The sequence below is a fragment of the Cellulomonas sp. P4_H12 genome (genome assembly GCF_056400905.1).
In genome coordinates this window covers 14960-40985 of record NZ_JBFUKJ010000005.1, presented here as the reverse complement: position 1 = coordinate 40985, position 26026 = coordinate 14960, and the positions used below count along the sequence as shown (strand labels likewise).

Below are 26026 nucleotides of genomic sequence, written 5' to 3'. Positions count from 1 at the left end.
CGACCCCGCCATCGGCCTGTGCGGTGCTCACGCGGTCGGCGACGCGATCGGCGCGTCGCCCCAGCACGGTCAGGCGCTGCCTGTCGCCTCAGTCCTTACCGGTCGCGACGACGAGGCTCGGCGCCTCGGCCCGCGGCCGGCCGGCGGTGCGCGTGCCGACGCGCCCGGCGAGCAGGGACGCGAGGCGCGTGAGGGCGTAGTTGATGACGATGAAGATGAGCGCCGCGACGACCAGCGCCTGCAGGATGTTGCCGTTGCCGGACCCGAACCGGCGGGCGGCATCGAGCAGCTCCGGGTACGTGATGATGACGCCGAGCGCGGTGTCCTTGAGGATCACCACGAGCTGGCTGGCGATCGCCGGCAGCATCGCGATGAGCGCCTGCGGGACCTCGACCAGGCGCAGCGACTGGGTGGGGCGCAAGCCCACGGCGAGCGCGGCCTCCCGCTGCCCGCGCGGCAGGCTGTGCACCCCGGAGCGGACGAGCTCGGCGAACACGGACCCGTTGTAGAACGTCAGCCCTAGGACGACGGCGACCAGCGGCACGTCGGACGGCTCCATGATCCGCATCTGGCCCAGGCCGAGGTAGAAGAAGATCATCATCAGCAGCACGGGGACGGCCCGGAAGAATTCCACGATGATGCCGGACACGGAGCGCACCGCGGCTGAGCCGGACAGGCGCCCGATGCCGAAGATCAGGCCGAACACCGACGCGGTGACGATGGAGATCCCGGCCGCCTTGAGGGTCTCCACCAGCCCGGGGATCAGGTAGTTCGTCCACGGGCTGGCCGTGAGGAACGGCTTCCACAGCGCCGGGTCCAGCTGGCCCTTGGCGCCCAGCCGGGCCAGCACCCACACGCCGATGCCGACGACGACGACGGTGGCGACGATGTTCGCCCACACCATCCGGCGACGGGCGACCGGGCCGGGGACGTCGAACAGGGTGCTCATCGGGCCACCGCCAGTCGTCGGGAGAGCGCGGTGGTCGCCAGGCCGATCGGGACGACGATGATAACGAAGCCGAGGGCGAACGTGAGGAAGATGGCCACGATGACGTCGGGCCGGAACTCGATCATGGTCTTCATCAGCCCGGACGCCTCCGCGACGCCCGCGGCCGACGCGACGGTCGAGTTCTTGGTGAGCGCGATCAGCACGTTGCCCAGCGGGGCGACGGACCCGCGGAACGCCTGCGGCAGGATGATCAGCCGCGCGGCCGGCCAGAACGACAGGCCGATCGCGCGCGCCGCCTCGGCCTGTCCGACGGGCACCGTGTTGACCCCGGACCGCAGGGCCTCGCAGACGAACGCGGCGTGGTAGACGGCGAGCGCGAGGATCGCGAGCCGGAAGAAGTTCGTCTGGAAGTTGGTCGACAGCGTGAAGCCGAGCTGCCCCCACAGGCCCAGCACGCAGAACACCATGATGATCGTCAGCGGCGTGTTGCGCAGGAGCGTGACGTACGTCGACCCGGCCCAGCGCAGGCTCGGCACGGGCGAGATCCGCATGGTGGCCAGCACGGTGCCGAGGACGAGGGCGAGGATGCCGGCGTAGAAGGTCAGCTGGATGTTGACCCAGAACGCGGCGGGCACGTCGAACTCGCCGAACAGCGACACGAACTGCTGGAGGAACCCGTCGTCCACCGACTCTCCTTGCTCTCAGAGGGTCCGGGGGCCCGCGCGATCACCGCGCGGGCCCCCGGAGGACGGGTCAGGCGCAGGCGGCAGGCGTCGGCGGGTTGAGCTTGTCGTTCGCCTTGTAGCCGGAGGCACCGACGTTCTTGTCGAGCAGCTCCTGCCACGTGCCGTCGTCGATCATCTCGGTGATGGCGGCGTTGATGTCCTCGCACTTGTCGCTGTCCTTGGGGATGCCGACCCCGTAGTTCTCCTCGGAGAACGGGTTGCCGACGACCTTCACCTTGCCCTTGTTGGCGGGCACGGCGGCCAGGCCCGCCAGGATGATGTCGTCGGTGGTCACGGCGTCGACGGTGCCGGCGGTGAGGGCCGTGACGCACTCGGCGTACCCGGGCTGCTCGAGCAGGTTGGTGCCCGTGGCGTACTCGTCCTTGATGCGCTGCGCCGACGTGGAGCCGGTGACGGAGCAGAGGTTCTTGCCCTCGAGGTCCTCGGGGCCGGTGATCGAGTCGTCGTCCGCGGCGACCAGGAGGTCCTGCCCGGCGACGAAGTACGGACCGGCGAAGGAGACGACCTCCTTGCGCTTGTCGGTGATGGAGTAGGTGGCGAAGATCATGTCGACCTGGCCGTTCTGCAGCAGCGTCTCGCGCTGCGCGGACGGCGCCTGGACGAACTCGATCTGGTCCTCGCCGTAGCCGAGCTTGCCCGCGACGTACTTGGCGACGTCGACGTCGAAGCCGGTGTACTCGCTGCCGTCCTGGTAGCCCAGGCCGGGCTGGTCGAACTTGATGCCGATCTTGACGGTGCCCTCGGCGCCGCCGCTGCTGGCCGACGTGTCGCTCGTCGCGCCTGCGTCGTTGTCGTCACCGCCGTCGTCGCTCGAACAGCCCGCCAGGCTGAGCGTCGCGGCGGCCGCGAGAGCCAGTACCAGTCGTCCTCGTCGCATGGTGTGTCCCCTTGTTGTGTGTGTGCGGTGTCGGTCGGTTCGTGTGGGGTTCTCGGGTGCCTCAGTGGGTGAGGATCTTCGACAGGAAGTCGCGTGCACGGTCGCTGCTCGGAGCCGTGAAGAACGTCTCGGGGTCCGCCTCCTCGACGATCTGGCCGCCGTCCATGAAGACGACGCGGTTCGCGGCCCGGCGGGCGAAGCCCATCTCGTGGGTGACGACGATCATCGTCATCCCGTCGCGTGCGAGGCCGACCATGACGTCGAGGACCTCGTTGATCATCTCGGGGTCGAGGGCGGACGTCGGCTCGTCGAAGAGCATGACCTTCGGCTGCATGGCGAGGGCACGCGCGATGGCGACGCGCTGCTGCTGGCCGCCGGAGAGCTGTGCGGGGAGCTTGTCCGCCTGGTCGCGGACGCCCACGCGGTCGAGGAGGTCGAGCGCGATCTCGCGGGCCTTCGCCGGCTTGACGCCCTTGGCCTTGACCTGGCCGAGCACGACGTTCTGCAGCACGGTCTTGTGCGCGAACAGGTTGAACGACTGGAAGACCATGCCGACGTCGGCCCGCAGCCGGGCGAGCCCGCGGCCCTCCGCGGGCAGCGGCTGCCCGTCGAGCGCGATGGTGCCGGAGTCGATGGTCTCGAGGCGGTTGATCGTCCGGCACAGCGTGGACTTCCCGCTCCCGGACGGCCCGATGACGACGACGACCTCGCCGCGACGCACGGTGAGGTCGATGTGCTTGAGCACGTGGAGCGAGCCGAAGTGCTTGTCGACGCCCTGGAGCTCGACGAGGGCGTCGGTCGGATGGTCGGTCGGAGCAGCTGACGGGTCACCCATTGGTCGAACCTAGGGGGGAATGTCTGATCTGGCGAGCGCTTCCAGTCACGATCGGGCCACGGGATCGTCAAGGGACGGGCTCGATGCGGGTGGGCCAGCGGGGTCGCCGTACCCTGGGYGGTGATGTCCACGACCCTGCCCTTCGTCCTGCCGCACGCCCCCTCGGCGACCCCGGCGGCGCGCACCTATCTGGTCAAGACCCTCGGCTGCCAGATGAACGTGCACGACTCCGAGCACATGGCGGGGATGCTCGAGCAGGCCGGCTACGTCGCGGCCAGCCCCGCGGACGCCGCGGCCGAGGACGCCGACGTGATCGTCATCAACACGTGCGCGGTCCGCGAGAACGCCGCCGACAAGCTGTACGGGAACCTGGGCAGGCTCGCGGGCACCAAGCGCGCGCGACCGGGCATGCAGATCGCGGTCGGCGGCTGCCTGGCGCAGAAGGACCGCGCGGGCATCGTCGAGCGCGCGCCGTGGGTCGACGTCGTGTTCGGCACCCACAACCTCGACGTCCTGCCGACCCTGCTCGAGCGGGCCCGGCACAACGCCGAGGCGCAGGTCGAGATCGAGGAGTCGCTGCAGGTCTTCCCGAGCACGCTGCCCACGCGGCGCGAGTCGGTCTACGCCGGTTGGGTGTCGATCAGCGTGGGGTGCAACAACACGTGCACCTTCTGCATCGTGCCCCACCTGCGCGGCAAGGAGCGCGACCGTCGTCCGGGCGAGATCCTGGCGGAGATCGAGGCGCTCGTCTCGCAGGGCGCCATCGAGGTCACGCTGCTCGGTCAGAACGTGAACTCGTACGGTGTCGGCTTCGGGGACCGTGGCGCGTTCGCCAAGCTGCTGCGCGCCGCCGGGGCGATCGACGGGCTCGAGCGCCTGCGCTTCACGTCGCCGCACCCCGCGTCGTTCACCGACGACGTGATCGCGGCGATGGCCGAGACGCCCACCGTGATGCCGCAGCTGCACATGCCGCTGCAGTCGGGCTCGGACCGCGTCCTGCGCGCCATGCGCCGCTCGTACCGGTCGGACAAGTTCCTCGGCATCCTCGACCGCGTGCGGGCCGCTATGCCCGACGCGGCGATCACGACCGACATCATCGTGGGGTTCCCGGGGGAGACCGAGGAGGACTTCGCCGAGACGCTGCGCGTGGTCGAGGCGTCGCGGTTCTCCTCCGCGTTCACGTTCCAGTACTCGCCGCGTCCGGGGACCCCGGCGTTCGACCTGCCCGACGAGATCCCCAAGGCCGTGGTCCAGGAGCGCTACCTGCGCCTCACCGCGCTGCAGGACCGCATCTCGCACGAGGAGAACCTGGCCCAGGTGGGCCGGACCGTCGAGGTGCTCGTCTCCGAGGCCGACGGCCGCAAGGACGACGCGACGCACCGCGTGACGGGCCGAGCGGCGGACAACCGTCTGGTGCACCTGGCCCTGCCCGGCGGCGACGCCGACGTGCCGCGCCCCGGCGACCTGGTCGCCGTCACCGTGACGCGCGCGGCGCCGTACCACCTGGTCGCCGATTCCGCGCTGGCGGGCGGCACGTTCGCCGTCCGGCGCACGGCCGCGGGCGACGCGTGGGAGCGCCGGCAGAACGGTGCGGACGAGCACAGCCACGGCGGCGCGGGCGACTCCTGCGGCACCGGCGGCCCGTCCGGCCCGGTCGTGCTCGGTCTGCCGACGATCGGACGCCGCTGACCGACCCGCGGGTCAGTTGTCCGGCACGTCCGGCGGCGGAGCGCCGTCGTGGGGGAGCACCGCCTCGAGCGACGAGAACATCTGCACGCCCGTGCCCAGCCCGCAGGCCAGCAGCTGCGCCAGCTGGGGATCGGTGACGCCCGGCTCGAAGTCGGCCGACACCTCGCTGTAGAGGGCGAGGACGCCCTCCTCCTCCCGCAGGTAGGCCTTGGGCCAGATCCGCTCGCGGTTCCAGTCGTTGACCGCCAGGGACGCGAGCTCGCGCTGGTCCAGCGGCAGGCTGCGGTGCCAGCGCCCGCGGACCTGGAGGATCTCCTGCTGCTCGCCCAGGAGCAGGAACCAGAACCGGCTCCCGTCCCACGTGCCGGTGAGGTCGCCGTCGTCGTCCACGACGAACCGGTAGCCCCGGCCCACCAGGTAGTCGGCGATCCGCTCGCGGGTCAGCGGGCCCGGCGGCTCGTCGTCGGCGGTGAGTCGCTTCGTGGGCTTCGGCAGCCCGCCGAGCACCCGCAGCAGCCAGCCCGGGCCGCTCACGGCGCCACTCCCGCCGGGTCCGGGTAGCGCTCGTCGAGCGCGTCGAAGAACATGCTGCCCGTCGAGAGGCCGCAGAACAGCATCTGGCTGAGCTGGGAGTCGGTCGCGCCGTGCTCGAGGTCGGTGGCGACCTCGGAGACGACGTGGACGCGCCCGTTGTCGCGCACGCGCACGTACGCCTTGGGCCAGATGCGGTCGGCGTTCCACTCGTTGCACACGTCGAGCACCTCCTCCAGGCGCTCGATGGCGACCTCGCGGTGCCACTGACCACGGACCTGGAGGATCTCCGACTTCTCGCCGAAGAGGAAGAAGTAGAACAGCCGCCCGCGCCACAGCCCGCCCAGGTCGCCGTCGTTGTCCACGAAGTAGCTGAACTGGTTGTTGGTCATCCACGCGGCGATCCGGGCCGGGGTCACGTCCGTCGGCAGGTCCGTCGCGGGCTCCGCGACCCCGAGCTCGCGCGCGAGGAGCTCCGCCACCCGGTCGTGCAGCTCGTCGTCGTCGGGCTCCGGCGCGGGGAGCCGGTCGGGCGTCTGCGGGCGCGGGCGTCCGGAGAACCATCGCCGCGCACGATCCCCGAACGACCCCATGCGCACGACAGTACCGGCGCTCGCCCACACACGGCGGCCGTCGTCCGGGGGACGCCGTGTCGCGATGCCGGCGCGGGCCGTCGCGTAGGTTCACCGCATGCTGGTCCGCGCCGCGCTCGTCCCCGACACCGCCCTGCTCGTGCCCGGGGCCGCCGGTTCCGCCGACGTGCACGCCGTGCTGCGGGCGGCCGCGCTCGAGGCGGTGGCCGAGGTGGTCGGGTCGCGGGCACGCACCATCGTCGTCGTGGCGCCCGGTCCGACGTCGCGCGAGCTCGCCGGGACCGTGCGGCCGTCGCTCGGCGCGGCCGGGATCCCGGACGACCTGCTCGGGTGGCCGAGCGACGCCGTGACGCTCGAGCACGCGGGAATCCCGGCGGGTCCGTCCGTCGCCTCCGCGGTCGCGCTGCACCTCCTGCTCCGGGCGCACCGGCGGCGCGACCTGCGCGTCGTCGAGGTCACGGGGCGGGAGCGGCGCGACGACCTGGCCGCGCTCGGGTCGGCGCTCGTGGCCGACGGACCGACCGGTCTGGTCGTCGTCGGGTCGGGGAGCGGTCGGCACGGCCCGGACGCGCCCCTCGCCGACGATCCGCGCGCGCTCGCCCACGACGCCCGMGTGCTCGCGGACCTGGCRGACGCCGGGCCGGCCGCCCGAGCGCGGCTCGCGCTCGACGACCCGGGACTGGCCGAGGAGCTCGCGGTCCGCGGGTGGGCGCCCTGGCAGGTGCTGCTCGGCGCCGTCGCGGGCGACGCGACCGTCACCGCGAGGCTGCTGGCAGCCGGCACCGAGCTCGGCGCCCAGCACGCCGTCCTCGTCTGGGATCCGCTGCGGGACGCCGGGTAAGGTCTCGCTGTCCATCCCCGACACCCGAGGTCCCGATGTCTGCCGACGCCCCCGAGCCAACCCTCCCGCCCCTGACGATCGAGCGGGTGGCCGCGCGGCTCGACGCGCGTGGCTCGGTCTACGGCCGCGACTCCGACGGTGACCTGGTCGGTCGCTGGGACGGCCACCCGTTCTGGTTCATCACGATGGGCCGCGACAAGGAGTACTTCCAGGTGCGCGGCCGCTGGGCGCGCCAGGTGCCGTCGACCGAGTTCGGCAACGTGCTGCTGGGAGCGAACGCGTGGTCGGAGACCATGGTCTGGCCCAAGCTCTACGTCCGGATCGAGATGGAGCAGGTCGCGGTCTACTCGGAGCACACCGTCGACTACGAGCACGGCGTCAGCGACGCGCAGCTGGACCTGCAAATCACGGGCGGGATCGCCAGCGCCCTGCGCTTCTTCGCGCAGCTCGACGAGAAGTACCCGGACGCCGCGGAGACCCAGCCGGTCGCGCCGCCGGCGGCGCCCCCGGTGTCGTACACGGACCCGGCGCGGCCGACGATCGACTGACGCCGTGCCCCTCGCGGTGTCCCGGGTGGTCGCGCTCGTCGGCCCGACGGCGACCGGCAAGTCCGACCTCGGGCTCGCCCTCGCGCACGCGCTGGGCGGCGAGGTGGTGAACACCGACGCGATGCAGCTGTACCGCGGCATGGACGTCGGCACCGCCAAGCTCGCGCCCGACGAGCGCGAGGGCGTCCCGCACCACCTGCTCGACGTGCTCGACGTGCACGAGGACGCGTCCGTCGCCGACTACCAGGCGCGGGCCCGCGCCGCCCTGCAGGACATCGCGTCGCGGGGCGCCCGCGCGGTGGCGGTCGGCGGCTCGGGTCTCTACGTCCGCGCTCTGCTCGACCACATGGACTTCCCGGGCACCGATCCCGAGATCCGCGCACGCCTCGAGGCGCGGGTCGAGGCCGAGGGTGCGCGGGCGCTGCACGCCGAGCTGGCCGAGAGGGACCCGGTCGCCGCCGACGGCATCGGCCCGCGCAACGCCCGCCGGATCGTGCGAGCGCTGGAGGTCATCGAGATCACCGGGCGCCCGTACTCGGCGAGCCTGCCGCAGCACGTCTACGAGGTCCCCGCGGTGCAGATCGGGCTCGACTGCGACCGTGCGGTCCTCGACGAGCGCATCGAGGCGCGGGTGGACCGCATGTGGGCGCGCGGCCTGGTCGACGAGGTCGTGCACCTGCGCGCGCACGGCCTGGGCCGCACCGCGTCGCGCGCGGTCGGCTACGCGGAGGTGCTCGCGATGCTCGACGGCGAGCTGACGGTCGACGAGGCGCGGGCGGCGGTCGCCGCGGGCACCCGCCGGCTGGCGCGCAAGCAGATGGGCTGGTTCGGCCGCGACCCCCGGGTGCACTGGCTGGACTCGCGGGACCCGGACCTCGTCGCGAAGGCCCTGGCGCTCGTGGCGGCGGCCGACGCGGACCAGCTCGGGCCGGCCACGGACGATCCCGCGCCACGACGTAGCCTGGGGTCATGACCGTCGTCACTCCACGCGCGTTCCCCACGCTGCACGTGACCAAGGGCCACGGCACGCAGAACGACTTCGTGCTGCTCGACGACCGCGAGGCGCGCGTCGATCTGTCGGCCGCGCTGGTGCGCGAGCTCGCGGACCGGCGTGCGGGCGTCGGCGGCGACGGTGTCATCCGCGTGGTCGCCAGCGAGCTCGTGCCCGAAGGCGTGGCCGCCCTGGCGCAGGAGCCGGCCGCGCGCTGGTTCATGGACTACCGCAACGGTGACGGCTCGGTCGCCGAGATGTGCGGCAACGGGGTCCGGGTGTTCGCGGCCTACCTCGAGCGGCTCGGGCTGTGGAACGCCGCCGACGGCGAGCTCGCGCTGGGCACGCGCGCCGGCGTGCGTCGGGTGCGCAGGGTGGCGGTGCCCGCCGGCGTCGCCGACGACGTCTGGTACGCCGTCGACATGGGCCGCTGGCAGCTGCCGGGCGGAGCCGAGGCCGTCGGCGCGGGAGCGGACGCCGAGGTCGAGGTCGCCGGGCTCGAGGTCGCGCGCGCCGGGCTGAGCGTCGACGTCGGCAACCCCCACGTCGTGCTGGCCCTGCGCGACGAGGACGAGCTCGCGGCGGCGGACCTGACGCGCGCGCCGCTGGTCACGCCCGTGCCGCCGAACGGCACCAACGTCGAGCTGGTCGTGCCGCTCGGGGAGCAGCACCAGCCGGACGGCTCGCTCGTCGGGCGGGTGCGCATGCGCGTGCACGAGCGCGGCGTGGGCGAGACCCGCTCCTGCGGTACGGGGGCCTGCGCCGCGGCGCTCGCGGTCCGCACCTGGGCCGGCGCCGGCGCACCGGACGTCTGGCTGGTCGACGTGCCCGGCGGCACCGTGCGCGTCAGCGTGCTGCCCGAGGGGCACGTCGAGCTCGCCGGTCCCGCCGTGCTGGTCGCCTCCGCCGACGTCGACCTGACCGCCCTGACCGCCGGCCGATGACGACGCGGCTGACCCCGGACGACCTGGGCGCGCCGCTGGGCGGGCGCGCCACCGTCGTGCAGTTCTCCAGCACGTTCTGCGCCCCGTGCCGGTCCACCCGGTACGTGGTGGAGCGGGCGGTCGCGACCGCCGAGGGCGTGGCCTACGTCGACCTCGACGTCGCCGACCACCTCGCGCTGGGCGAGCGCCTGCGCGTCGACGTGACGCCGACGGTCCTGGTGCTCGACGCCCGCGGAGACGTGGTGCGCCGGGCGTCCGGGGTGCCGACGCTCGCTCAGGTGCGCAGCGCGCTCGACGCCGCGTCGTCGGTGGCGTCCTCCGCCTGACGCCGCCCGCTGCCCACGCGCGGTCCCACCAGGGCGGCGCCGACGGCGAACAGGGCGGCGACCGCCAGCGCTGCGGTGAACGGCGCGTCCGGCCCGCGGTCGGCCGCGGCGCTGAACGCCAGCCCCGTCAGCGCGAGGGCGAGCGCCGCGCCGATGGAGTCGGCGATCGACAACGCGGAGCTGTTGACGCCCTGGTTGCCGGGCGTCGAGTACGCCAGCACGAGAACGGTCAGACGCGTGTAGACGAGGCCCATCCCCGCGCCGGCGAGCGTCCACGAGGCGATCGCGACCGCCGCCGGGAGATGGGCCGCCGCCACGGCGACGACTCCGGCGACAGCGACGGCGACCAGGACCGAGCCGACCACCACGGCCGTGCGGTGCGGCAGCCGGTCCCCGAGGCGGCCCTGCAGCCACGACGTGCCGGCCCACGCGACGCCGGCGAAGGTCAGCGCGATCCCCGCGGTCGTCGGCGAGAACGCGTACCTCTCCGTGAGCAGGTAAGGGAGGTAGACCTCCGCCCCGAGGAAGGCCCCCGAGACCAGGCCGCGCGTCGCGACGACGCTCGGCAGGCCCCGGGCCGCACGCAGGGTGCCCGTCGGCACCACCGCACGCAGCGCGACGAGAGCCACGGCGCCCGTGCCGACCGCCACGAGCGCCGACCACCGGAGCGGCACCTGGGCGGCCAGGTTGAGCCCGAGCACCGCCGCCGCGGCCAGGGCAGCCCACGCGATCMGACCGCGGGGCGCCGCGTCGCCGCGCGTCTCCGGCGCCCCGATCCGGCGCAGCGCCGGGACCAGCACGAGGGTCGTCGGCACGACGAGGAGCGCGACCCCGAGGAACACCCAGCGCCACCCGAGGTGCTGCGCCACGGCGCCCGCCCCGGCGGGACCCACGAGCGAGGGCACGATCCACGCGGCGGCGAACCAGGCGAACACCCGCGGGTGCAGCAGCGCGGGGTACAGCCGGGCCACGACGACGTAGACCGCGACGGTCATCGCGCCGCCACCGAGGCCCTGGAGCAGGCGGCCCGCGACCAGGACGCCCATCGTGGGCGCCGAGCCCGCGACGAGGATGCCCACCGTGAACAGGCCGACGGCGACGAGCAGGGGCGTGCGGGGGCCGCTGCGGTCGCTCCACGGACCGGCGAGCACCATGCCGACCACGCCCGTGGCCAGCGGTCCCGCGAACGCGAACGCGTACAACGAGGCACCGTCCAGCGCGTTCGACACCGTCGGCATCACCGTGGTCACGGCCAGCGACTCGAACGCCACCATGAAGATGAGCGCGACCAGGCTCCAGGTGGTCGGGCGCAGCGACCGCCAGTCGTTCATCGGTCCCGCACGGCGAGCACGCGGAACCCCTTCGCGCTCGCGGTCCGCTCGACGTCCACTCCCAGCTCCGCCGCGATCCAGCGCTGGAGCGAGTCCGCCCCCAGGTTCTTGCCGACGACGAGGTGCGCGTCACCGCCGGGCGCGCGCCGACCGAGCCAGCGGGTGAGCATCGCGTGCAGGGCCTCCTTGCCGACGCGGATCGGAGGGTTGGACCAGATCGTCGCGAGCTCGACGTCCTCGGGCACCTGGTCCGGCGTGACCGCCCGGACGTTGGTGACTCCCAGCCGCTCGGCGTTGCGCCGGGTGAGGTCGAGGGCGCGCTCGTTGACGTCGACCGCCCAGACGCGGGCGCCCGGCGACTCCAGCGCGAGGGTGAGCGCGATCGGACCCCAGCCGCAGCCGAGGTCGAGCAGGTCGCCCTCGGCCGGCGGCTCGGGCGCGTGGTCCAGGAGCACCCGCGTGCCGAGGTCCACGTGGTCGGGGGAGAAGATGCCGCCGGCGGTCTCGACCTCGACGTCCCGCCCGGCCAGCCGGACCCGCAGGAGGCGTCGCTCGTCGGGGGACGCCGGCTGCGCGGTGAAGTAGTGGTCGGGCTCGCTCACGCGCCGACGATACCCAGGCCGGCGCGCTCGGCCCGCAGCGAAATACCTCGTCCGCCTCCGAGCGGGCGTGCGACCCTGGAGGCACCGTACGAAGAGAGGTTCACCTTGACCGACCCGCAGCCCACCACCCGCCAGACCGACACCGCAGTGGAGCGCACTGCGCAGGAGGTTGCCGACGACGTCGTCGCGCGGGTGCTCGCCCGGGCCGGGAGCTCGCTGCACGTGGGCGGGACCGTCCACTCGTCGTACGACGGCGACCAGCTCGAGCTCGAGGAGCGCACGTCGCTGCGCCGCGTCGCCGGACTGTCCACCGAGCTCGAGGACGTCACCGAGGTCGAGTACCGGCAGCTGCGCCTCGAGAAGGTCGTGCTCGTGGGCGTCTGGGGCTCCGGCACCGTGACCGACGCCGAGATCTCGCTGCGCGAGCTCGCGCAGCTGGCCGAGACGGCCGGCTCGCAGGTGCTCGACGGGCTGCTCCAGCGCCGGCAGAAGCCGGACCCCGGCACCTACCTGGGCTCCGGCAAGGCGTCCGAGCTCGCCGCCCTCGTCGCGTCCGTCGGCGCGGACACCGTCGTCGTCGACGGCGAGCTCGCCCCCTCCCAGCGCCGCGCGCTGGAGGACATCGTCCGCGTCAAGGTCATCGACCGCACCGCGCTGATCCTCGACATCTTCGCCCAGCACGCGAAGTCGAGGGAGGGCAAGGCGCAGGTCGAGCTCGCGCAGCTCGAGTACCTGCTCCCGCGCCTGCGCGGCTGGGGCGACTCGATGTCCCGGCAGGCCGGTGGCCAGGTGGGCGGCGCCGCGGCCGGCATGGGCTCGCGCGGTCCCGGTGAGACCAAGATCGAGCTCGACCGGCGGCGCATCCGCAACCGCATGGCCAAGCTGCGTCGCGAGATCGCCGCGATGGAGCCCGGTCGGGTCACCAAGCGCGCGTCGCGCAAGAAGCACGCCATCCCGTCGGTGGCCATCGCCGGCTACACCAACGCCGGCAAGTCCTCGCTGCTCAACCGGCTGACCCACGCCGGGGTGCTCGTCGAGAACGCCCTGTTCGCCACGCTGGACCCGACCGTGCGGCGCGCCGAGACGGTCGACGGGCGGGTCTACACGCTCGCCGACACCGTCGGCTTCGTGCGGGCGCTCCCGCACCAGCTGGTCGAGGCGTTCCGCTCGACGCTGGAGGAGGTGGCCGACGCCGACCTGATCCTGCACGTGGTCGACGCCTCGCACCCMGACCCCGAGGGACAGATCGCGGCGGTCCGGCACGTCTTCGCGGACATCCCCGGCGCGATGGACGTGCCCGAGATCATCGTGCTCAACAAGGCCGACCTCGCTACGCCCGAGGCGATCGCCCGCCTGCGGTCGCGCGAGGTGCACTCGATCGTCGTGTCGGCGCACACCGGCGAGGGCATCGACGAGCTGCAGGCGCTCGTGGCCGACCAGCTGCCGCGCCCCGGCGTGGCCGTCGACCTCGTCGTGCCGTACCAGCGCGGCGACCTGATCAGCCGCGTGCACGAGCACGGCGACATCCTGGCCGAGGAGCACACGGCCGACGGCACGGCGATCCGCGCGCGCGTCGACGCGGGGCTCGCCGCCGAGCTCGAGGCGGCTGCACAGCCGCGTCCGTGACCGTCGTCGGCCGCCACTAGGCTGACGCGGTGCCAGACGCCGACCCCTCCGTCGACAAGCTGCTCGACGTCGCGGTCGAGGCGCTCGGCGGCGTCCGTCGCGACGGCCAGCACCAGATGGCGGTGGCCGTCGCCGAGAGCATCGAGAAGGGCGAGCACCTGCTCGTCCAGGCGGGCACCGGCACCGGCAAGTCGCTCGGGTACCTGGTTCCCGCCCTGCGGCACGCCGTCCTGGAGAACGAGCACGTGGTGGTCTCCACGGCCACGCTCGCCCTGCAGCGGCAGATCATCACGCGCGACCTCCCGCTCGTCGCCAAGGCCCTCGAGCCGCACCTCCCGCGGACGCCGTCGATCGCGCTGCTCAAGGGCTGGCACAACTACCTCTGCGTGCACAAGGTCGCGGGCGGGTACCCCGACGACGACACGGGCACGCTGTTCGACCTGGGGGAGCACGCGGGCGCCGCGGAGCACCCCGCGCCCGCGCGCAAGGGCGTCACCGGGCCGACCGAGAGCCTGGGCGAGCAGGTGCTGCGGCTGCGGGAGTGGGCCGACGAGACGGAGACGGGCGACCGCGACGACCTCGTCCCCGGCGTGACCGCGCAGGCGTGGCGGCAGGTGTCCGTCACGTCCCTGGAGTGCCTCGGCGGCAAGTGCCCGATGCTCGCCGAGTGCTTCCCCGAGAAGGCGAAGGCCGCGTCGCGGGAGGCGGACGTCGTCGTCACCAACCACGCGATGCTCGGCATCGCCGCCTCCGGCTCGCCCGGCGTGCTGCCGGAGCACCAGGTCCTGGTGGTGGACGAGGCGCACGAGCTGACCGACCGCGTGACCGCCCAGGCGACCTCCGAGCTCTCGGTGGCCACCATCGAGCACGCCGCGCGCCTGGCCCGTCGGCACGGCGGCATCCCGACGACCGACCTGGACTCGGCGAGCCAGGCGCTGGCCGGCGTGCTGGTCGGCCTGCCCGAGACCCGGTTCCGCGACGGTCTGCCGCCCGCCGCCCGCGACGCCGTGGCCAGCGTGCGCGACGCCACGCGCGCCCTGCTCAGCGTGCTCAAGCCGGAGACGGGGCCGAACGCACCCCCCGAGGGCGGGCGCAAGATGGCGCAGGCCACCATGCTCGCGCTGTACGAGGTGGCGGAGCGGATGGCCGCCGACCCGGACGACAACCGGCACACCGTCCTGTGGTGCTCCCGCAGCGAGGACCGCCGGGGAAGCGTGCTCACCCGCCTGAACGCGGCCCCGCTCGCCGTCAACGGGCTGATCCGCACCCACCTGCTGGCCGGGAGGTCGGGCGTGCTCACGTCGGCGACCCTCGAGCTCGGCGGCTCCTTCGACCCGATCGCTCGCGCGGTCGGTCTGGAGGTCCGTCCGGACGCCGAGCCGGTCGGTCCCACCACGCTCGGCGGGCCGCCGACCGCCGCGCCGGCGGGCCAGCCGTGGCGGGGCCTGGACGTCGGCAGCCCCTTCGACTACCCGAGGCAGGGCATCCTCTACCTCGCGCGGCACCTGCCGAAGCCCGGGCGCGAGCCGGCGACGGACGCCCAGCTGGACGAGATCGCCGAGCTGGTCACCGCGGCCGGCGGCCGGACCCTCGGCCTGTTCTCGTCGCGGCGGGCCGCGAACGCCGCGGCGGCCGCCATGCGCGAACGCCTCGACGTCCCGATCCTCGTGCAGGGCGACGACCAGCTGCCGACCCTGGTCTCGCAGTTCATCGCCGACGAGCCCACGTGCCTGTTCGGCACGCTGTCGCTCTGGCAGGGCGTCGACGTCCCGGGCGCGACGTGCCGCCTCGTGCTCATCGACCGCATCCCGTTCCCGCGCCCCGACGACCCGGTGAGCTCCGCCCGCTCCGACGCCATCGAGGCGGCGGGCGGCAACGGCTTCCTCGCCGTCTCGGCCACGCACGCGGCCCTGCTGCTCGCCCAGGGCGCCGGCCGCCTGATCCGGACCAGCGAGGACCGCGGGGTGGTCGCAGTGCTCGACCCCCGCCTCGCGACCGCCGGGTACGGCAGCTTCCTCACCCGGTCGCTGCCCGACTTCTGGCGGACCACCGACCGCGCCGTCGCCGTCTCCGCCCTGCGGCGGCTCGCCACGTCCGGATAGCCTCGACGGATCGACCACGGGGAGGACCACATGACGGAGAGCCTGGACATGGACGAGGTCGGCATGAGCCCGTTCCGGAGCGCCCGGCGCACGTCGAAGCTCGCGATCGTGGGCGCGGGGGCCGTCGGATCGACCATGGCCTACGCCGCGCTGATGCGCGGTGCGGCTCGTTCCGTCGCGCTCTACGACATCGACACGGCGAAGGTCGAGGCCGAGGCGCTCGACCTGGGGCACGGCATCCAGTTCATGCCGATGGCGCAGGTGGTGGGTTCCGACGACATCGCCGTGTGCGCGGACGCGGACGTCGTGATGTTCACCGCGGGGGCCAAGCAGAAGCCCGGCCAGTCCCGGCTCGAGCTCGCGGAGGCGACCATCGGGCTGGTCCGCACGGTGCTGCCCGCGCTCGTCGACGTCGCCCCCGACGCGGTCTACGTCATGGTGACCAACCCCGTGGACGTCGTCACCTACGCGGCGCTCAAGATCTCCGGGCTGCCGCCGGCCCAGCTGTTCGGGTCGGGCACGGTCCTCGACTCCTCGCGGCTGCGCTACCTGATCGCCCAGCACACGGGCGTCGCCGTGCAGAACGTGCACGCCTATATCGCCGGCGAGCACGGTGACACCGAGCTCCCGCTGTGGGGGTCCGCGAGCATCGGCTCCGTGCCGCTGCTCGAGTGGACCGGCACGGGTGGCTCCGGACCGCTCACCGCCGACGTCCGGGAGGCCATCACCCGCGAGGTGGTGGAGTCCGCCTACCGGATCATCGAGGGCAAGGGCGCGACGAACTACGCGGTCGCGCTGGCCGGGTCCCGGATCATCGAGGCCGTCGTCAAGGACGAGGGCCGCGTGCTGCCCGTCTCGTCGTTGCTCGACGACTTCCACGGGATCAGCGACGTCTGCCTGTCGGTGCCCGCCATCGTCGGGGCGCACGGTGTGGGCGAGCGTCTGCCGGTGCCGCTGTCCGACGAGGAGCTCGCCGGCCTGCGGACCTCGGCCGAGGCGGTGCGCTCGGTCGCCCGGAAGTTCGGCTTCTGACCCGCCGGGCCGCGGCTCGTCGGCCCGGCGGAGAGGTCAGAGGCTGCGCAGGACGCTCACCACGCGGCCGAGGATCGTCGACTCGTCGCCCGGGATCGGCGAGTACGCCGGGTTGTGCGGCATGAGCCAGACGTGCCCGTCGATGCGCTTGAGCGTCTTCACCGTCGCCTCGCCGTCGATCATGGCGGCGACGATCTCGCCCTGCTCGGCGACGGGCTGCCGCCGGACCACGACCCAGTCGCCGTCGCAGATGGCGGCGTCGATCATCGAGTCGCCGCTGACCTTGAGCAGGAACAGGTCGCCGTCCCCCACCAGCTGACGGGGGAGCGGGAACACGTCCTCGACCACCTGCTCGGCGAGGATGGGACCGCCCGCGGCGATCCGACCGACGACCGGGACGTAGGACGGCGCGGGCATCCGCTCGCCCTCGACCTGCTCCGGGAAGCTGGAGCGGCTGCCGTCCGGCGCGGTCCACGTGCCGACACCGCGCGAGTCGTCGGCGTGCACGACCTCGATGGCGCGGGGGCGGTTCGGGTCCCGGCGCAGGTAGCCCTTGCGCTCGAGGGCCGTGAGCTGGTGCTTGACGCTGGACGGGCTGGTCAGGCCCACGGCCTCGCCGATCTCGCGCATGCTCGGCGGGTACCCGCGGGACTCGACGGACGACCGGATCGTGTCGAGCACGAGCCGCTGGCGTGCCGTGAGGCCGTCCGGACCCGGCGCGCTGTCGGGCAGCGCGTGGATCGTCGCCAGGTCCTGCTCGGGCTGGGACGTGTCCCGTGAGTCCGTCACTGCGCTCCTCCTCCGTAGGGCGGCCGCCTCTCGGCCCGCTCCGCCTCCGCCTGCTGCAGCGCCGCACCAGCGCCCTGACCTGGTCTGACGGGAGATCCCGGCGGCCGTGTCAGTGGCTCGTGGTGCGCTTGTGCTGCATCGCCAGCCTAGGGATGTCGGGACCGAAGATCAAACATCTGTTCGATCGTGTCTCGACAGTGTCACCGGATGCTGGTAGACATCGTACAGACGTTCGACGAACAGGCGTTCGACGATCAGCGGTACCCCGGGCGACCGGGCCGAGCAGGAACGAGAGACGTGATGAGCGCGATGGTGATGGGACCCGCGACGAGCTTCGCGACGCCGAGCACCCGGGCGGTCGGCACCCCCCGGAGGTCCGCGGCCTCCCGGGCGCCCCACCTCCAGCTGGTCGTCACCCCGACGGCCGCCGCCGCTCCTGCCGCACGTCCCGCTCCGTCGGCGCGCGCCCATCTGCGGCTCACCACCCGCGGCCGCGTGGTCCTCTGGGTCCTCGCCGCGGCCGTCGTCGCGCTCGTGTCCCTCCTCGGCAGCCGCGCCGCGGCGGACGGGCCCGTCGGGGCGCAGGAGGTCGTGCGGCACGTCGTGCAGCCGGGGGAGACCATGTGGCAGATCGCCGCGGGCGTCGCCGGGCCCTCGGACGACGTCCGCGACGTCGTGGTCGACCTCGTCCGCCTCAACGAGCTGCCCGACTCCGGGTTGATGGCCGGTCAGGTGATCGTGGTCCCTGCCGACTGAGGCGCCGAGCGGGCTCGCACCGCCGCAAGGAGCCGAGGGGAAGTCGGTTCGCGGCCAGGCACGGCGGCGTCGCCGCGAGGGCGGTCATCTCCGGATGGCGGCCCTCGCGGCACTCCCGTCGGGGGACGCCGTGGCGGCGACCTTGCACCTGCGCAGAGCGTGGCCTAGCGTCACGGGGGCGTTCACGACGCCACCGCCGCCGTCCGAGCTCTCGGCCGGGCGCGCCAGCTCGAAGGGGACCACGGTGCACTGTCCGTTCTGCCGTCACCCGGACTCGCGGGTCGTCGACTCGCGGACGTCGGACGACGGGTCGACCATCCGGCGCCGCCGCCAGTGCCCGCACTGCAACCGTCGGTTCACCACGGTCGAGACCGCGAGCCTCTCAGTGGTCAAGCGGTCCGGCGCCACGGAGCCCTTCAGCCGCGAGAAGATCGCCGGCGGGGTCCGCAAGGCCTGCCAGGGCCGACCGGTCAGCGAGGACGACCTGGCGCTCCTCGCGCAGAAGGTCGAGGAGACCCTGCGGGGCGCGGGCTCGGCGGAGATCGATGCGTACGAGATCGGGCTCGCCATCCTCGGGCCGCTGCGCGAGCTCGACGAGGTGGCGTACCTGCGGTTCGCGAGCGTCTACCAGGCGTTCGACTCGCTCGAGGACTTCGAGGCGGCGATCACCGTCCTGCGGGCCGAGCGCGACGGCACCGAGGACGGCGACGAGGCCGACGAGGCCGACGAGATCGTCGAGCCGCAGGACGAGGCGGCGCGCACCACCTGAGGGCGGCGACACCCGCGAGCACGTCTCGCCGTCGGTCGGCGGGACACGTAGGTTCGTCGGGTGCTTCCTCGCGACCTCGAGCTCCTCCATGTCCCCGGCGCCCCCGCTGTCCTGCCCGACGGCAGTCGCGCGATCGTGTCGGTCGTCCGACCCGACCTGACCGACGACGAGTACACCGGGCACCTCTGGTCCGTCGACCTCGTCGGCCAGGACCCGCCGCGACCGTTGACCCGCGGCTACAGCGACACGGACCCGGACGTGTCTCCCGACGGCCGGTGGGTCACGTTCCTGCGCGCGGAGCGCGACGGCAAGCCGCAGGTGTTCCTCGTCGAGTCGACCGGCGGCGAGCCCGTCCAGCTGACGGAGGCGCCGCTCGGGGCCGCCGAGCCGCGGTTCTCGCCGGACGGCGCACGGATCTCGTTCGTGGCCCGCGTCCCCGAGCCCGGCCGCTACGAGCCCGACGGCAAGCCGGGGTCCGAGGAGCCTCGGCACATCACCGAGCTGAGGTACCGCTCCGACGGCGTCGGCTTCGTGCGCGACCGCCCGCAGCACGTGTTCGTCCTCGACGTCCCGACCGACGGGGAGCGTCCGTCGACCCTGCCCGAGGCGAAGGCTCTGACCGCGGGCGAGATCGGCGTCTCGGGCGCGCGCTGGCTGCCGTCGGGCACGGGACTCGTCGGGGTCTCGGCTCGGCACCGCGCCCGGGAGGAGGACCTGCGCAGCGACGCGGTCCTCATCGACGCCTCGCCCGTGGACGACCCGACGCCGCCCGTCCCGCTCACGGACGCGGACGCCGGCAGCGCGCTCGGCGTCGAGGGGGTCCTGCCGTCGGCCGACGGCACCGCGCTGTGGCTGCTCGCGAGCGACCTCGGTCCGACGGGCAAGGACTTCGTCGCCGCGCAGACGGGGCTGTTCCGGCTCGCTCTCGACGCGGGCGACAGCTCCCCGGAGCGGCTCACCGACCCGCACGCCGACCAGCTCACCGGCGTCCTGGTCGAGGTGGACGGCGACCCGGCGGTCGTCGTCGAGCGCCGCGGCGCCCAGCACCTGGTCCGCGTCGCGCCCGACGGCACCGCGACGACGCTGGTCGGCGGCACGTACGTCGTCTCCGGCGCCGCGGTCGCGTACGGGGCCGCCCGCGCGGTCGTCGTGGCGTCGTCGCCGTCGTCCTCCGGCGAGGTGCTGTCGCTCGACCTGGGCACCGGCGCCGTCGCCGTCCGCACCGACCTCGCGGCGCCGCTGCGGGAGACCGGCCGGGTGCGCGTGCCGACCGAGCTGCTGGCCACCGCCGCGGACGGCTACGAGGTCCACGGGTGGGTGGTGACGCCGGACCCCGGGCGGTACGGCGTGGGTCCGCACCCGACGATCCTGATGATCCACGGCGGACCGTTCGCGCAGTACACGCACGGGCTGTTCGACGAGGTGCAGGTGCTCGCCGAGGCCGGGTACGCGGTGGTGTACGGCAACCCGCGTGGGTCGTCGGGCTACGGTCGCGACCACGGTCTGGCCATCCGCGGCGGCTTCGGGACGGTCGACACCGAGGACGTCCTGGCCCTGCTCGGCGCGGCGCTCGAGGACCCCGCGCTGGACGGCGAACGGGTCGGCGTGATGGGCGGTTCCTACGGCGGCTACCTCACCGCGTGGCTGACCACGCGCACCGACCGGTTCGTGGCAGCGATCGTCGAGCGCGGCTTCCTCGACCCGGTGAGCTTCGTCGGGTCCAGCGACATCGGCTGGTTCTTCGGCACCGCCTACCTCGGGGACACCGCGGACGAGGACGGCGCCGTTGCGGTGGCCGCCCAGTCGCCGATGGCCCACGTGGGCGTCGTCCGCACGCCGACCCTCGTGATCCACTCGGAGCAGGACTGGCGGTGCCCGGTCGAGCAGGGGCAGCGCTGGTTCGTCGAGCTCAAGCGGCGCGGCGTCGAGGCGGAGCTCCTCCTGTTCCCCGGCGAGGGGCACGAGCTCTCGCGGTCGGGCAACCCGAAGCACCGCCAGGTGCGGTTCGAGCACGTGCTGCGCTGGTGGGGCAGGCACCTGCCCGTCGGGGGCCGGTCTACCGGTCGCTCGACCGCGGACCCCAGAGGTTGATGCCCGCGTCGACGGCGTGCGGCTCGACCGCCGCGACCTCGTCGGCGGTCAGCGGGGGCAGCGCCACGGCGGCCAGGTTCTCGTCCAGCTGCTCGGTGGTGCGCGCACCCACGAGCACGGACGCGACGCGCGGGTCGCGCAGCACCCAGGCGAGGGCGAGCTGCGGGAGCGTCCGGCCGCCGGCGCGGGCGATCTGGTCGAGGGCCCGCACGTGATCGAGCACGTCGTCCGTCAGCCACTCGGTCCGCAGGGGCCTGCCGCGCGCAGCGCGAGAGTCGGCGGGGACGCCGTGCAGGTATCTCCCGCTGAGCATGCCCTGCGCCAGCGGGGAGAACGCGACGACGGCGAGTCCCGCGTCGGCGGCGACGTCGAGCAGCGAGCGACCGTCCGGGCCGGGCCGCTCGATCCAGCGGTTGAGGATCGAGTAGGCGGGCTGGTGCACCGAGAGCCGCAGCCCGAGCGAGCGGGCAACCGCGACGGCCTCGACGGTGCGCTCGGCCGAGTACGACGAGATGCCCGCGTACCGGGCCTTGCCCGACCGGACGGCGCGGTCGAGGGCGCCGAGCGTCTCCTCGAGCGGCGTGCTCGGGTCGAACCGGTGGCTGTAGAACACGTCCACGCTGTCCAGTCCCAGCCGGCGCAGCGACTCGTCGAGGGACGCGCGCAGGTACTTCGCGGAGCCGTGCTCGCCGTACGGTCCCGGCCACGCGCGGTAGCCGGCCTTGGTGGTGATCAGCAGCTCGTCGCGGCGTCCGCGCAGGTCACCTGCCAGCATCCGGCCGACGGACTCCTCGGCGGCGAACGGCGGCGGGCCGTAGTTGTTGGCCAGGTCGAGGTGCACGACCCCGCGGTCGACGGCGTGCAGCACGAGCCGGCGCTGGTCCTCGAACGGGGTCGCCGCGCCGAAGTTCTGCCACAGGCCGAGGGAGACGACCGGCCAGGACAGGCCACCGGTCCGCCGGTGGGGGAGGAAAGGGGCGGATGCCACGCTCCGACGCTACCGGCGCCCGACGAGGCGGCGCAGCAGTGAGAAGAGGTGGCGCCGGGCGCGCGAGTCGGTCAGGCTGAGCGGGTCGCGGGCGCACACGTCCGCCGCAGACAGCACCGCATCGAAGGAGACGCCATGGCGAACGACGAAGGAACGGCGACCACGGAGGCGGCGGTGACCGAGGACACGAAGGCGAAGTTCCGCGAGGCGCTGGAGCGCAAGAAGTCGAACCAGCACCGGACCACGGACGGCTCGGCCAACACCGGGCAGGTGCACGGCTCGGAGACCGCGGGACCGTCGCAGCGGCGCTTCCAGCGCAAGTCCGGGTCCGCCTGACCCCTCGACCCACCAGCGCGAACGGGCCCGACCACCACGGTGGTCGGGCCCGTTCGACGTGCGGGGGCCGTCAGGACAGCAGGCGCAGCCGCACCGACTCCGGGCGCGTCGACAGCGCCTCGACCACCGCGGCGTCGACGGGCGCCCCGGCGTCGGTGACCACGTAGCCCAGCTCTCCCCGGGTGGCGAGCAGCTGCCCCTCGATGTTCACGCCGTGCTCGGCGAGCGTCGCGTTGACCGCGGCGAGCACGCCGGGCACGTTGCGGTGCAGGTAGGCGAGGCGGTGCACGCCGGGCTGCTGCTCGAGCGCGAGGTTGGGCAGGTTCACGCTGAGCGTGGTGGACCCGGTCGCGAGGTAGTCGCGGACCTTGTTGGACACGAACTGCCCGATGGCCTCCTGGGCCTCCTCGGTCGACCCGCCGGTGTGCGGCGTGAGGATGACGTTGGGCAGCCCGCGCAGCTCCGACTCGAACGGGTCGCCCTTGCGCTTGGGCTCCACCGGGAAGACGTCGACCGCCGCGCCGGACACGTGGCCCGAGACGATCGCGTCCCGCAGGGAGGCGTAGTCGACGACGAACCCGCGCGAGAGGTTGAGGAACACCGCACCGGGCCGCATCCGCGCGAACTGCTTGGCGCCGAACAGGCCGGCGTTCCCGCTGCGCCCGTCGACGTGCAGCGTGACGATGTCCGCCGTCTCGAGCAGCTCGTCGAGCGTGTCCATCCGGCGGGCGTTGCCGAGCGCGAGCTTCTCGGCCGTGTCGTAGAAGACGACGGACATGCCCAGGTTCTCGGCCAGCACGGACAGCTGGGTGCCGATGTTGCCGTAGCCGATGATCCCGAGCGTGCGGCCGCGGATCTCGTGCGCTCCGGTGGCCGACTTGTTCCAGATGCCGTCGTGCATGGCGCGGTCGAGCTCGGTCTGGCGCCGCGTCAGCGAGATGATGTCCGCGATCGCGATCTCCACCACGGACCGGGTGTTGGAGAACGGCGCGTTGAACGTGGCCACGCCGCGCGACGCCGCCTCGGCGAGGTCGATCTGGTTGGTGCCGATGCAGTACGCACCGATCGTCACCAAGGAGGGCGCCTGCGCGAGCACCTCGGCGGTGACGTGCGTCTTGGAGCGGATGCCCAGCAGGTGCACGCCGTCGAGCGCCTCGATCAGCTCGGCCTCGTCGAGCGCCCCGGTGCGGGTCGTCACGTCGAAGCCGGCCGTCTCGAGGATCGAGCGAGCCTGGGGGTGGAGGTTCTCGAGCAGCAGGGCCTTCAGCACGCCCCTATGGTGCGCCTCACAGCCGCCGCGGCCCACACCGGTCCGGCCCTCGGACACGCGTGAGACGCGCAGGTCAGCCGCGCTCGGCCCAGCCGCGGGGGAGCGGACGGTGGTGGAAGACGTGCAGCGCGCGGGTGGGCCGGGTCATGGCCACGTAGAGGTCGCCGGCGCTCGCGTCGATCACCTCGGCGGGCTCGACGAGCACGACGACGTCGAACTCGAGGCCCTTGGCCTCGCGCGGGGTCAGCACGAGCAGCGGCGCGTCGAGGTCGGCGGCGCTCGATCCGGTGCCGAGCGCGGGCCGCAGCCCCGCCGCGCGCAGGGCGTCGGCGATCCCGTCCAGCCGCGCCTGCACGGCGATGACGGCGATCCGACCCGCGCCCGAGGAGTCGGTGACCTCGGCCGCGAGCTTCTCGGTGCGCTCGGTGACGGCGGCCACGAGGTCGGACCTCGCCTCGACCACCAGGGAGTCCTCCACGTCGCGGGCCGACGTCAGCGGGCTCACCGGGAGCCCGGCGGCGACCGCGACCCGGCGCGCGGTGTCGGCCACCTCGGCGGGCGTCCGGTAGTTCACGGTCAGCTGGCTGAGCCGCCACGACGTGCGCAGGACGGGGTCGAGCTGGGCCGCCCAGCTGCGGGCGCCCGCGGTGGCGGTGGTCTGGGCGACGTCGCCGACGATCGTCAGCGACCTCGTCGGCACCCGCCGCAGGAGGGAGCGCCACGCCATCGCGGAGAGCTCCTGCGCCTCGTCGACCACCACGTGCCCGTACGTCCACGACCGGTCCGCGGCCGCGCGCTCGGCGGTGGTCAGCGTCGGGCCGCTCACCGCGAACCTGTCGGCCAGCATCTCGGCGGACACCATGCCGCCGCTGCCCGTCGACTCCAGCACCTGCCGGGCGTACGCGATCTCGGACGCGCGGCGCTCCGAGGCGGCGCGGGCCTCGGCGCGGGCCGCCTGGTCGTCCTCGCCCAGCAGCTCGGCCGCCTCGTCGAGCAGGGGGACGTCGGCCGGGGTCCACGGCGCGTCGGCGTCGCGCACGAGCATCGCGCGCTGCTGCGGCGTGAGCTGGGGTGCGGCGGACGCGAGCCGGTGCGGCTTGGACCACAGGTCCGCGACGAGCTTCTGCGGCGTGATCGGCATCCAGGCGAGGTTGAGCGCCACCCGGATCTCGCGGGTGGTCCGCAGCTCCTCGATGATCTCGCCGCGCTCGTCGGCGGGCACGTCACCGCCCAGCTGCAGGACGTACTGCTCCGCGAGCCGGCCGAGCATGTCCCGCACGAAAGAGACGCGTGCCTGGTTGTGCGGCTTGTGGTTGCGCCGGGCGCGGGCCATCGCGGAGGCGATGTCGTTCGGCCGGATCACCAGGTCGTGCCCGTCGACGCGGACCTGCACGGGCTGCGCCGGGATCCGTTCCCGGTCGCGCACGGCGCGCGCGATGACGCTGCCCCACAGCGCCCGGCCCTTGAGCTCCGCGACGGCCTCGTCCTCGGTGGCGGTCGCCTGGATGCCCGGGTACAGCTCGGCGACCGTCGTGGTGACCACGCCCGTCTCGCCGAGGGAGGGGAGCACCTGGTCGATGTACCGCAGGAACGTGCGGCTGGGGCCGACGAGCAGCACGCCGGAACGCTCGAGCATGCGGCGGTGCGCGTACAGCAGGTAGGCCGCACGGTGCAGCGCGACGGCGGTCTTGCCTGTGCCGGGGCCACCCTGCACGACGAGCGCGCCGCCCAGCTCGGAGCGGATGATCGCGTCCTGCTCGCCCTGGATCGTGGCGACGATGTCGCCCATCCGGCCGGTGCGTCCCGCGGCCAGGCCGGCGAGCAGCGCGCCCTCGCCGGACAGGCCGCTCAGCCGCGCGTCCGAGTCCTCGCTGAGCAGGTCCAGGTCGAGCACCTCGTCCTCGACGCTGGTGACGGTGCGGCCGCGCGTCACCACGTGCCGACGGCGCACGACGCCGTCGGGGTGCGCGGCGGTGGCGCGGTAGAACGCCTGCGCCGCGGGTGCCCGCCAGTCGGTGAGCAGCTGCGTCTGCTCTTCGTCCGTCAGCCCGAGGCGGCCGATGTACCGTCGGGACCCGTCCTCGAGGTCGAGGCGGCCGAAGGCGAGGCGCTCCTCGACGGCCTCGAGCTGGGCGATGCGGTCCTCGTAGAGGGTGGCGAACGCGTCCCGCTCGCTGCGGTTCTGCGGAGAGCCCGACGGACCCTCGCGGCGGACGTCCGCCAACCGTGCCCGCATCTGCGCGCGCAGGTCGTCGAGCCGCCCGTACAGCTGGTCGACCACCCGCTGCTCACCGGTCAGCTCGTTGTCCATGCCTGCCACCTGGGCGATCTCCGTTCCGCCGGGGCGACCCGGCCGTGCGTTGCGCGGCTCCTGCCCCGGCCGAGGGACGGCGCGGCGCGCGGAGCGGCCGTCCATTATCCGTTGTCCGCGACCCCGGTGCACACGCCCGTCCGGGTGGGTGCG

At 73.7% G+C, this 26026-nt stretch carries 25 protein-coding genes; 13 read left to right on the top strand and 12 right to left on the bottom strand.

Annotated features, from left to right (window positions below):
* Positions 1-88 precede the first annotated feature (88 nt).
* From AC1DQC_RS04320 to AC1DQC_RS04305, 4 genes are all read right to left on the bottom strand, one after another.
* Positions 89-949: an amino acid ABC transporter permease gene (locus AC1DQC_RS04320; RefSeq protein WP_477049985.1), complete on the bottom strand. Its 861-nt coding sequence runs from the start codon at positions 947-949 to the stop codon at positions 89-91.
* Positions 946-1635: an amino acid ABC transporter permease gene (locus tag AC1DQC_RS04315; RefSeq protein WP_477049984.1), complete on the bottom strand. Its 690-nt coding sequence runs from the start codon at positions 1633-1635 to the stop codon at positions 946-948. Before AC1DQC_RS04315 ends, AC1DQC_RS04320 begins: the two co-directional genes overlap by 4 nt.
* A gap of 67 nt (positions 1636-1702) precedes the next feature.
* Positions 1703-2572, bottom strand: a complete 870-nt coding sequence (locus AC1DQC_RS04310) for a glutamate ABC transporter substrate-binding protein (protein ID WP_477049983.1) — start codon at positions 2570-2572, stop codon at positions 1703-1705.
* A gap of 61 nt (positions 2573-2633) precedes the next feature.
* Positions 2634-3407: an amino acid ABC transporter ATP-binding protein gene (locus AC1DQC_RS04305; protein ID WP_477049982.1), complete on the bottom strand. Its 774-nt coding sequence runs from the start codon at positions 3405-3407 to the stop codon at positions 2634-2636.
* A 123-nt stretch (positions 3408-3530) separates the two neighbouring features.
* Here AC1DQC_RS04305 and miaB point away from each other — a divergent pair, with 123 nt between their 5' ends.
* Entirely contained in the window at positions 3531-5096 is a 1566-nt protein-coding gene (gene miaB, locus AC1DQC_RS04300) for a tRNA (N6-isopentenyl adenosine(37)-C2)-methylthiotransferase MiaB (protein WP_477049981.1), read from the top strand.
* 12 nt (positions 5097-5108) lie between these two features.
* On the opposite strand, the gene AC1DQC_RS04295 is transcribed toward miaB, so the two are convergent.
* Entirely contained in the window at positions 5109-5630 is a 522-nt protein-coding gene (locus AC1DQC_RS04295) for a type III secretion system chaperone family protein (RefSeq protein WP_477049980.1), read from the bottom strand.
* Positions 5627-6220 (bottom strand): type III secretion system chaperone family protein, encoded by a 594-nt coding sequence (locus AC1DQC_RS04290; protein WP_477049979.1) that lies wholly within the window; start codon positions 6218-6220, stop codon positions 5627-5629. The genes AC1DQC_RS04295 and AC1DQC_RS04290 overlap by 4 nt, the downstream gene beginning before the upstream one ends.
* Positions 6221-6317: 97 nt before the next feature.
* Between AC1DQC_RS04290 and AC1DQC_RS04285 the strand changes: the two genes are divergently transcribed.
* From AC1DQC_RS04285 to AC1DQC_RS04265, 5 genes are read left to right on the top strand one after another with little or no spacing between them, the layout of a single operon-like run.
* Positions 6318-7061, top strand: coding sequence for a class III extradiol ring-cleavage dioxygenase family protein (locus AC1DQC_RS04285; RefSeq protein ID WP_477049978.1), 744 nt, complete (start codon positions 6318-6320; stop codon positions 7059-7061).
* Positions 7062-7096: 35 nt separating this feature from the next.
* A complete protein-coding gene (locus AC1DQC_RS04280; RefSeq protein ID WP_477049977.1) occupies positions 7097-7609 on the top strand; it encodes a type III secretion system chaperone family protein in 513 nt (170 codons plus the stop codon).
* 4 nt (positions 7610-7613) lie between these two features.
* Entirely contained in the window at positions 7614-8582 is a 969-nt protein-coding gene (gene miaA / locus AC1DQC_RS04275; protein WP_477049976.1) for a tRNA (adenosine(37)-N6)-dimethylallyltransferase MiaA, read from the top strand.
* Entirely contained in the window at positions 8579-9544 is a 966-nt protein-coding gene (gene dapF / locus AC1DQC_RS04270) for a diaminopimelate epimerase (RefSeq protein WP_477049975.1), read from the top strand. The genes miaA and dapF overlap by 4 nt, the downstream gene beginning before the upstream one ends.
* The gene (locus tag AC1DQC_RS04265; RefSeq protein WP_477049974.1) at positions 9541-9870 is read left to right on the top strand and encodes a TlpA family protein disulfide reductase; all 330 of its coding nucleotides are present in this window, start codon (positions 9541-9543) and stop codon (positions 9868-9870) included. Before dapF ends, AC1DQC_RS04265 begins: the two co-directional genes overlap by 4 nt.
* Here AC1DQC_RS04265 and AC1DQC_RS04260 read toward each other — a convergent pair.
* Positions 9819-11201 carry an MFS transporter gene (locus tag AC1DQC_RS04260; protein ID WP_477049973.1) on the bottom strand — a complete coding sequence of 461 codons (1383 nt, stop codon included), beginning with the start codon at positions 11199-11201 and terminating at the stop codon, positions 9819-9821. The genes AC1DQC_RS04265 and AC1DQC_RS04260 overlap by 52 nt on opposite strands.
* A complete protein-coding gene (locus AC1DQC_RS04255; RefSeq protein ID WP_477049972.1) occupies positions 11198-11803 on the bottom strand; it encodes a class I SAM-dependent methyltransferase in 606 nt (201 codons plus the stop codon). The genes AC1DQC_RS04260 and AC1DQC_RS04255 overlap by 4 nt, the downstream gene beginning before the upstream one ends.
* A gap of 105 nt (positions 11804-11908) precedes the next feature.
* On the opposite strand from AC1DQC_RS04255, the gene hflX reads away from it, so the two are divergent.
* The 3 genes from hflX to AC1DQC_RS04240 are packed head-to-tail and all read left to right on the top strand — an operon-like array spanning position 11909 to position 16563.
* The gene (hflX, locus tag AC1DQC_RS04250) at positions 11909-13429 is read left to right on the top strand and encodes a GTPase HflX (protein ID WP_477049971.1); all 1521 of its coding nucleotides are present in this window, start codon (positions 11909-11911) and stop codon (positions 13427-13429) included.
* 29 nt (positions 13430-13458) lie between these two features.
* Positions 13459-15531 (top strand): ATP-dependent DNA helicase, encoded by a 2073-nt coding sequence (locus AC1DQC_RS04245; RefSeq protein WP_477049970.1) that lies wholly within the window; start codon positions 13459-13461, stop codon positions 15529-15531.
* A gap of 30 nt (positions 15532-15561) precedes the next feature.
* On the top strand, positions 15562-16563 hold the full coding sequence (locus tag AC1DQC_RS04240) for an L-lactate dehydrogenase (protein ID WP_477049969.1): 1002 nt from the start codon (positions 15562-15564) through the stop codon (positions 16561-16563).
* 36 nt (positions 16564-16599) lie between these two features.
* On the opposite strand, the gene lexA is transcribed toward AC1DQC_RS04240, so the two are convergent.
* A complete protein-coding gene (gene lexA, locus AC1DQC_RS04235) occupies positions 16600-17313 on the bottom strand; it encodes a transcriptional repressor LexA (RefSeq protein ID WP_477050072.1) in 714 nt (237 codons plus the stop codon).
* A gap of 339 nt (positions 17314-17652) precedes the next feature.
* On the opposite strand from lexA, the gene AC1DQC_RS04230 reads away from it, so the two are divergent.
* The 3 genes from AC1DQC_RS04230 (at position 17653) to AC1DQC_RS04220 (ending at position 20968) form a co-directional block, all read left to right on the top strand.
* Positions 17653-18108 carry a LysM peptidoglycan-binding domain-containing protein gene (locus AC1DQC_RS04230; protein ID WP_477049968.1) on the top strand — a complete coding sequence of 152 codons (456 nt, stop codon included), beginning with the start codon at positions 17653-17655 and terminating at the stop codon, positions 18106-18108.
* Between the two features lie 244 nt (positions 18109-18352).
* On the top strand, positions 18353-18877 hold the full coding sequence (gene nrdR, locus AC1DQC_RS04225) for a transcriptional regulator NrdR (RefSeq protein ID WP_477049967.1): 525 nt from the start codon (positions 18353-18355) through the stop codon (positions 18875-18877).
* A gap of 60 nt (positions 18878-18937) precedes the next feature.
* Positions 18938-20968 carry a S9 family peptidase gene (locus AC1DQC_RS04220; RefSeq protein WP_477049966.1) on the top strand — a complete coding sequence of 677 codons (2031 nt, stop codon included), beginning with the start codon at positions 18938-18940 and terminating at the stop codon, positions 20966-20968.
* Here the strand turns inward: AC1DQC_RS04220 and AC1DQC_RS04215 are convergent.
* Positions 20934-21956: an aldo/keto reductase gene (locus AC1DQC_RS04215; protein WP_477049965.1), complete on the bottom strand. Its 1023-nt coding sequence runs from the start codon at positions 21954-21956 to the stop codon at positions 20934-20936. The two genes, AC1DQC_RS04220 and AC1DQC_RS04215, sit on opposite strands and share 35 nt — an antisense overlap.
* A 135-nt stretch (positions 21957-22091) precedes the next feature.
* Between AC1DQC_RS04215 and AC1DQC_RS04210 the strand changes: the two genes are divergently transcribed.
* Complete coding sequence (locus AC1DQC_RS04210) at positions 22092-22292, top strand: DUF5302 domain-containing protein (protein WP_477049964.1); 201 nt, start codon at positions 22092-22094, stop codon at positions 22290-22292.
* Positions 22293-22362: 70 nt separating this feature from the next.
* On the opposite strand, the gene serA is transcribed toward AC1DQC_RS04210, so the two are convergent.
* Positions 22363-23562, bottom strand: coding sequence for a phosphoglycerate dehydrogenase (gene serA, locus AC1DQC_RS04205; RefSeq protein ID WP_477049963.1), 1200 nt, complete (start codon positions 23560-23562; stop codon positions 22363-22365).
* A gap of 73 nt (positions 23563-23635) precedes the next feature.
* On the bottom strand, positions 23636-25882 hold the full coding sequence (locus tag AC1DQC_RS04200) for a HelD family protein (RefSeq protein WP_477049962.1): 2247 nt from the start codon (positions 25880-25882) through the stop codon (positions 23636-23638).
* Between the last annotated feature and the right edge of the window lie 144 nt (positions 25883-26026).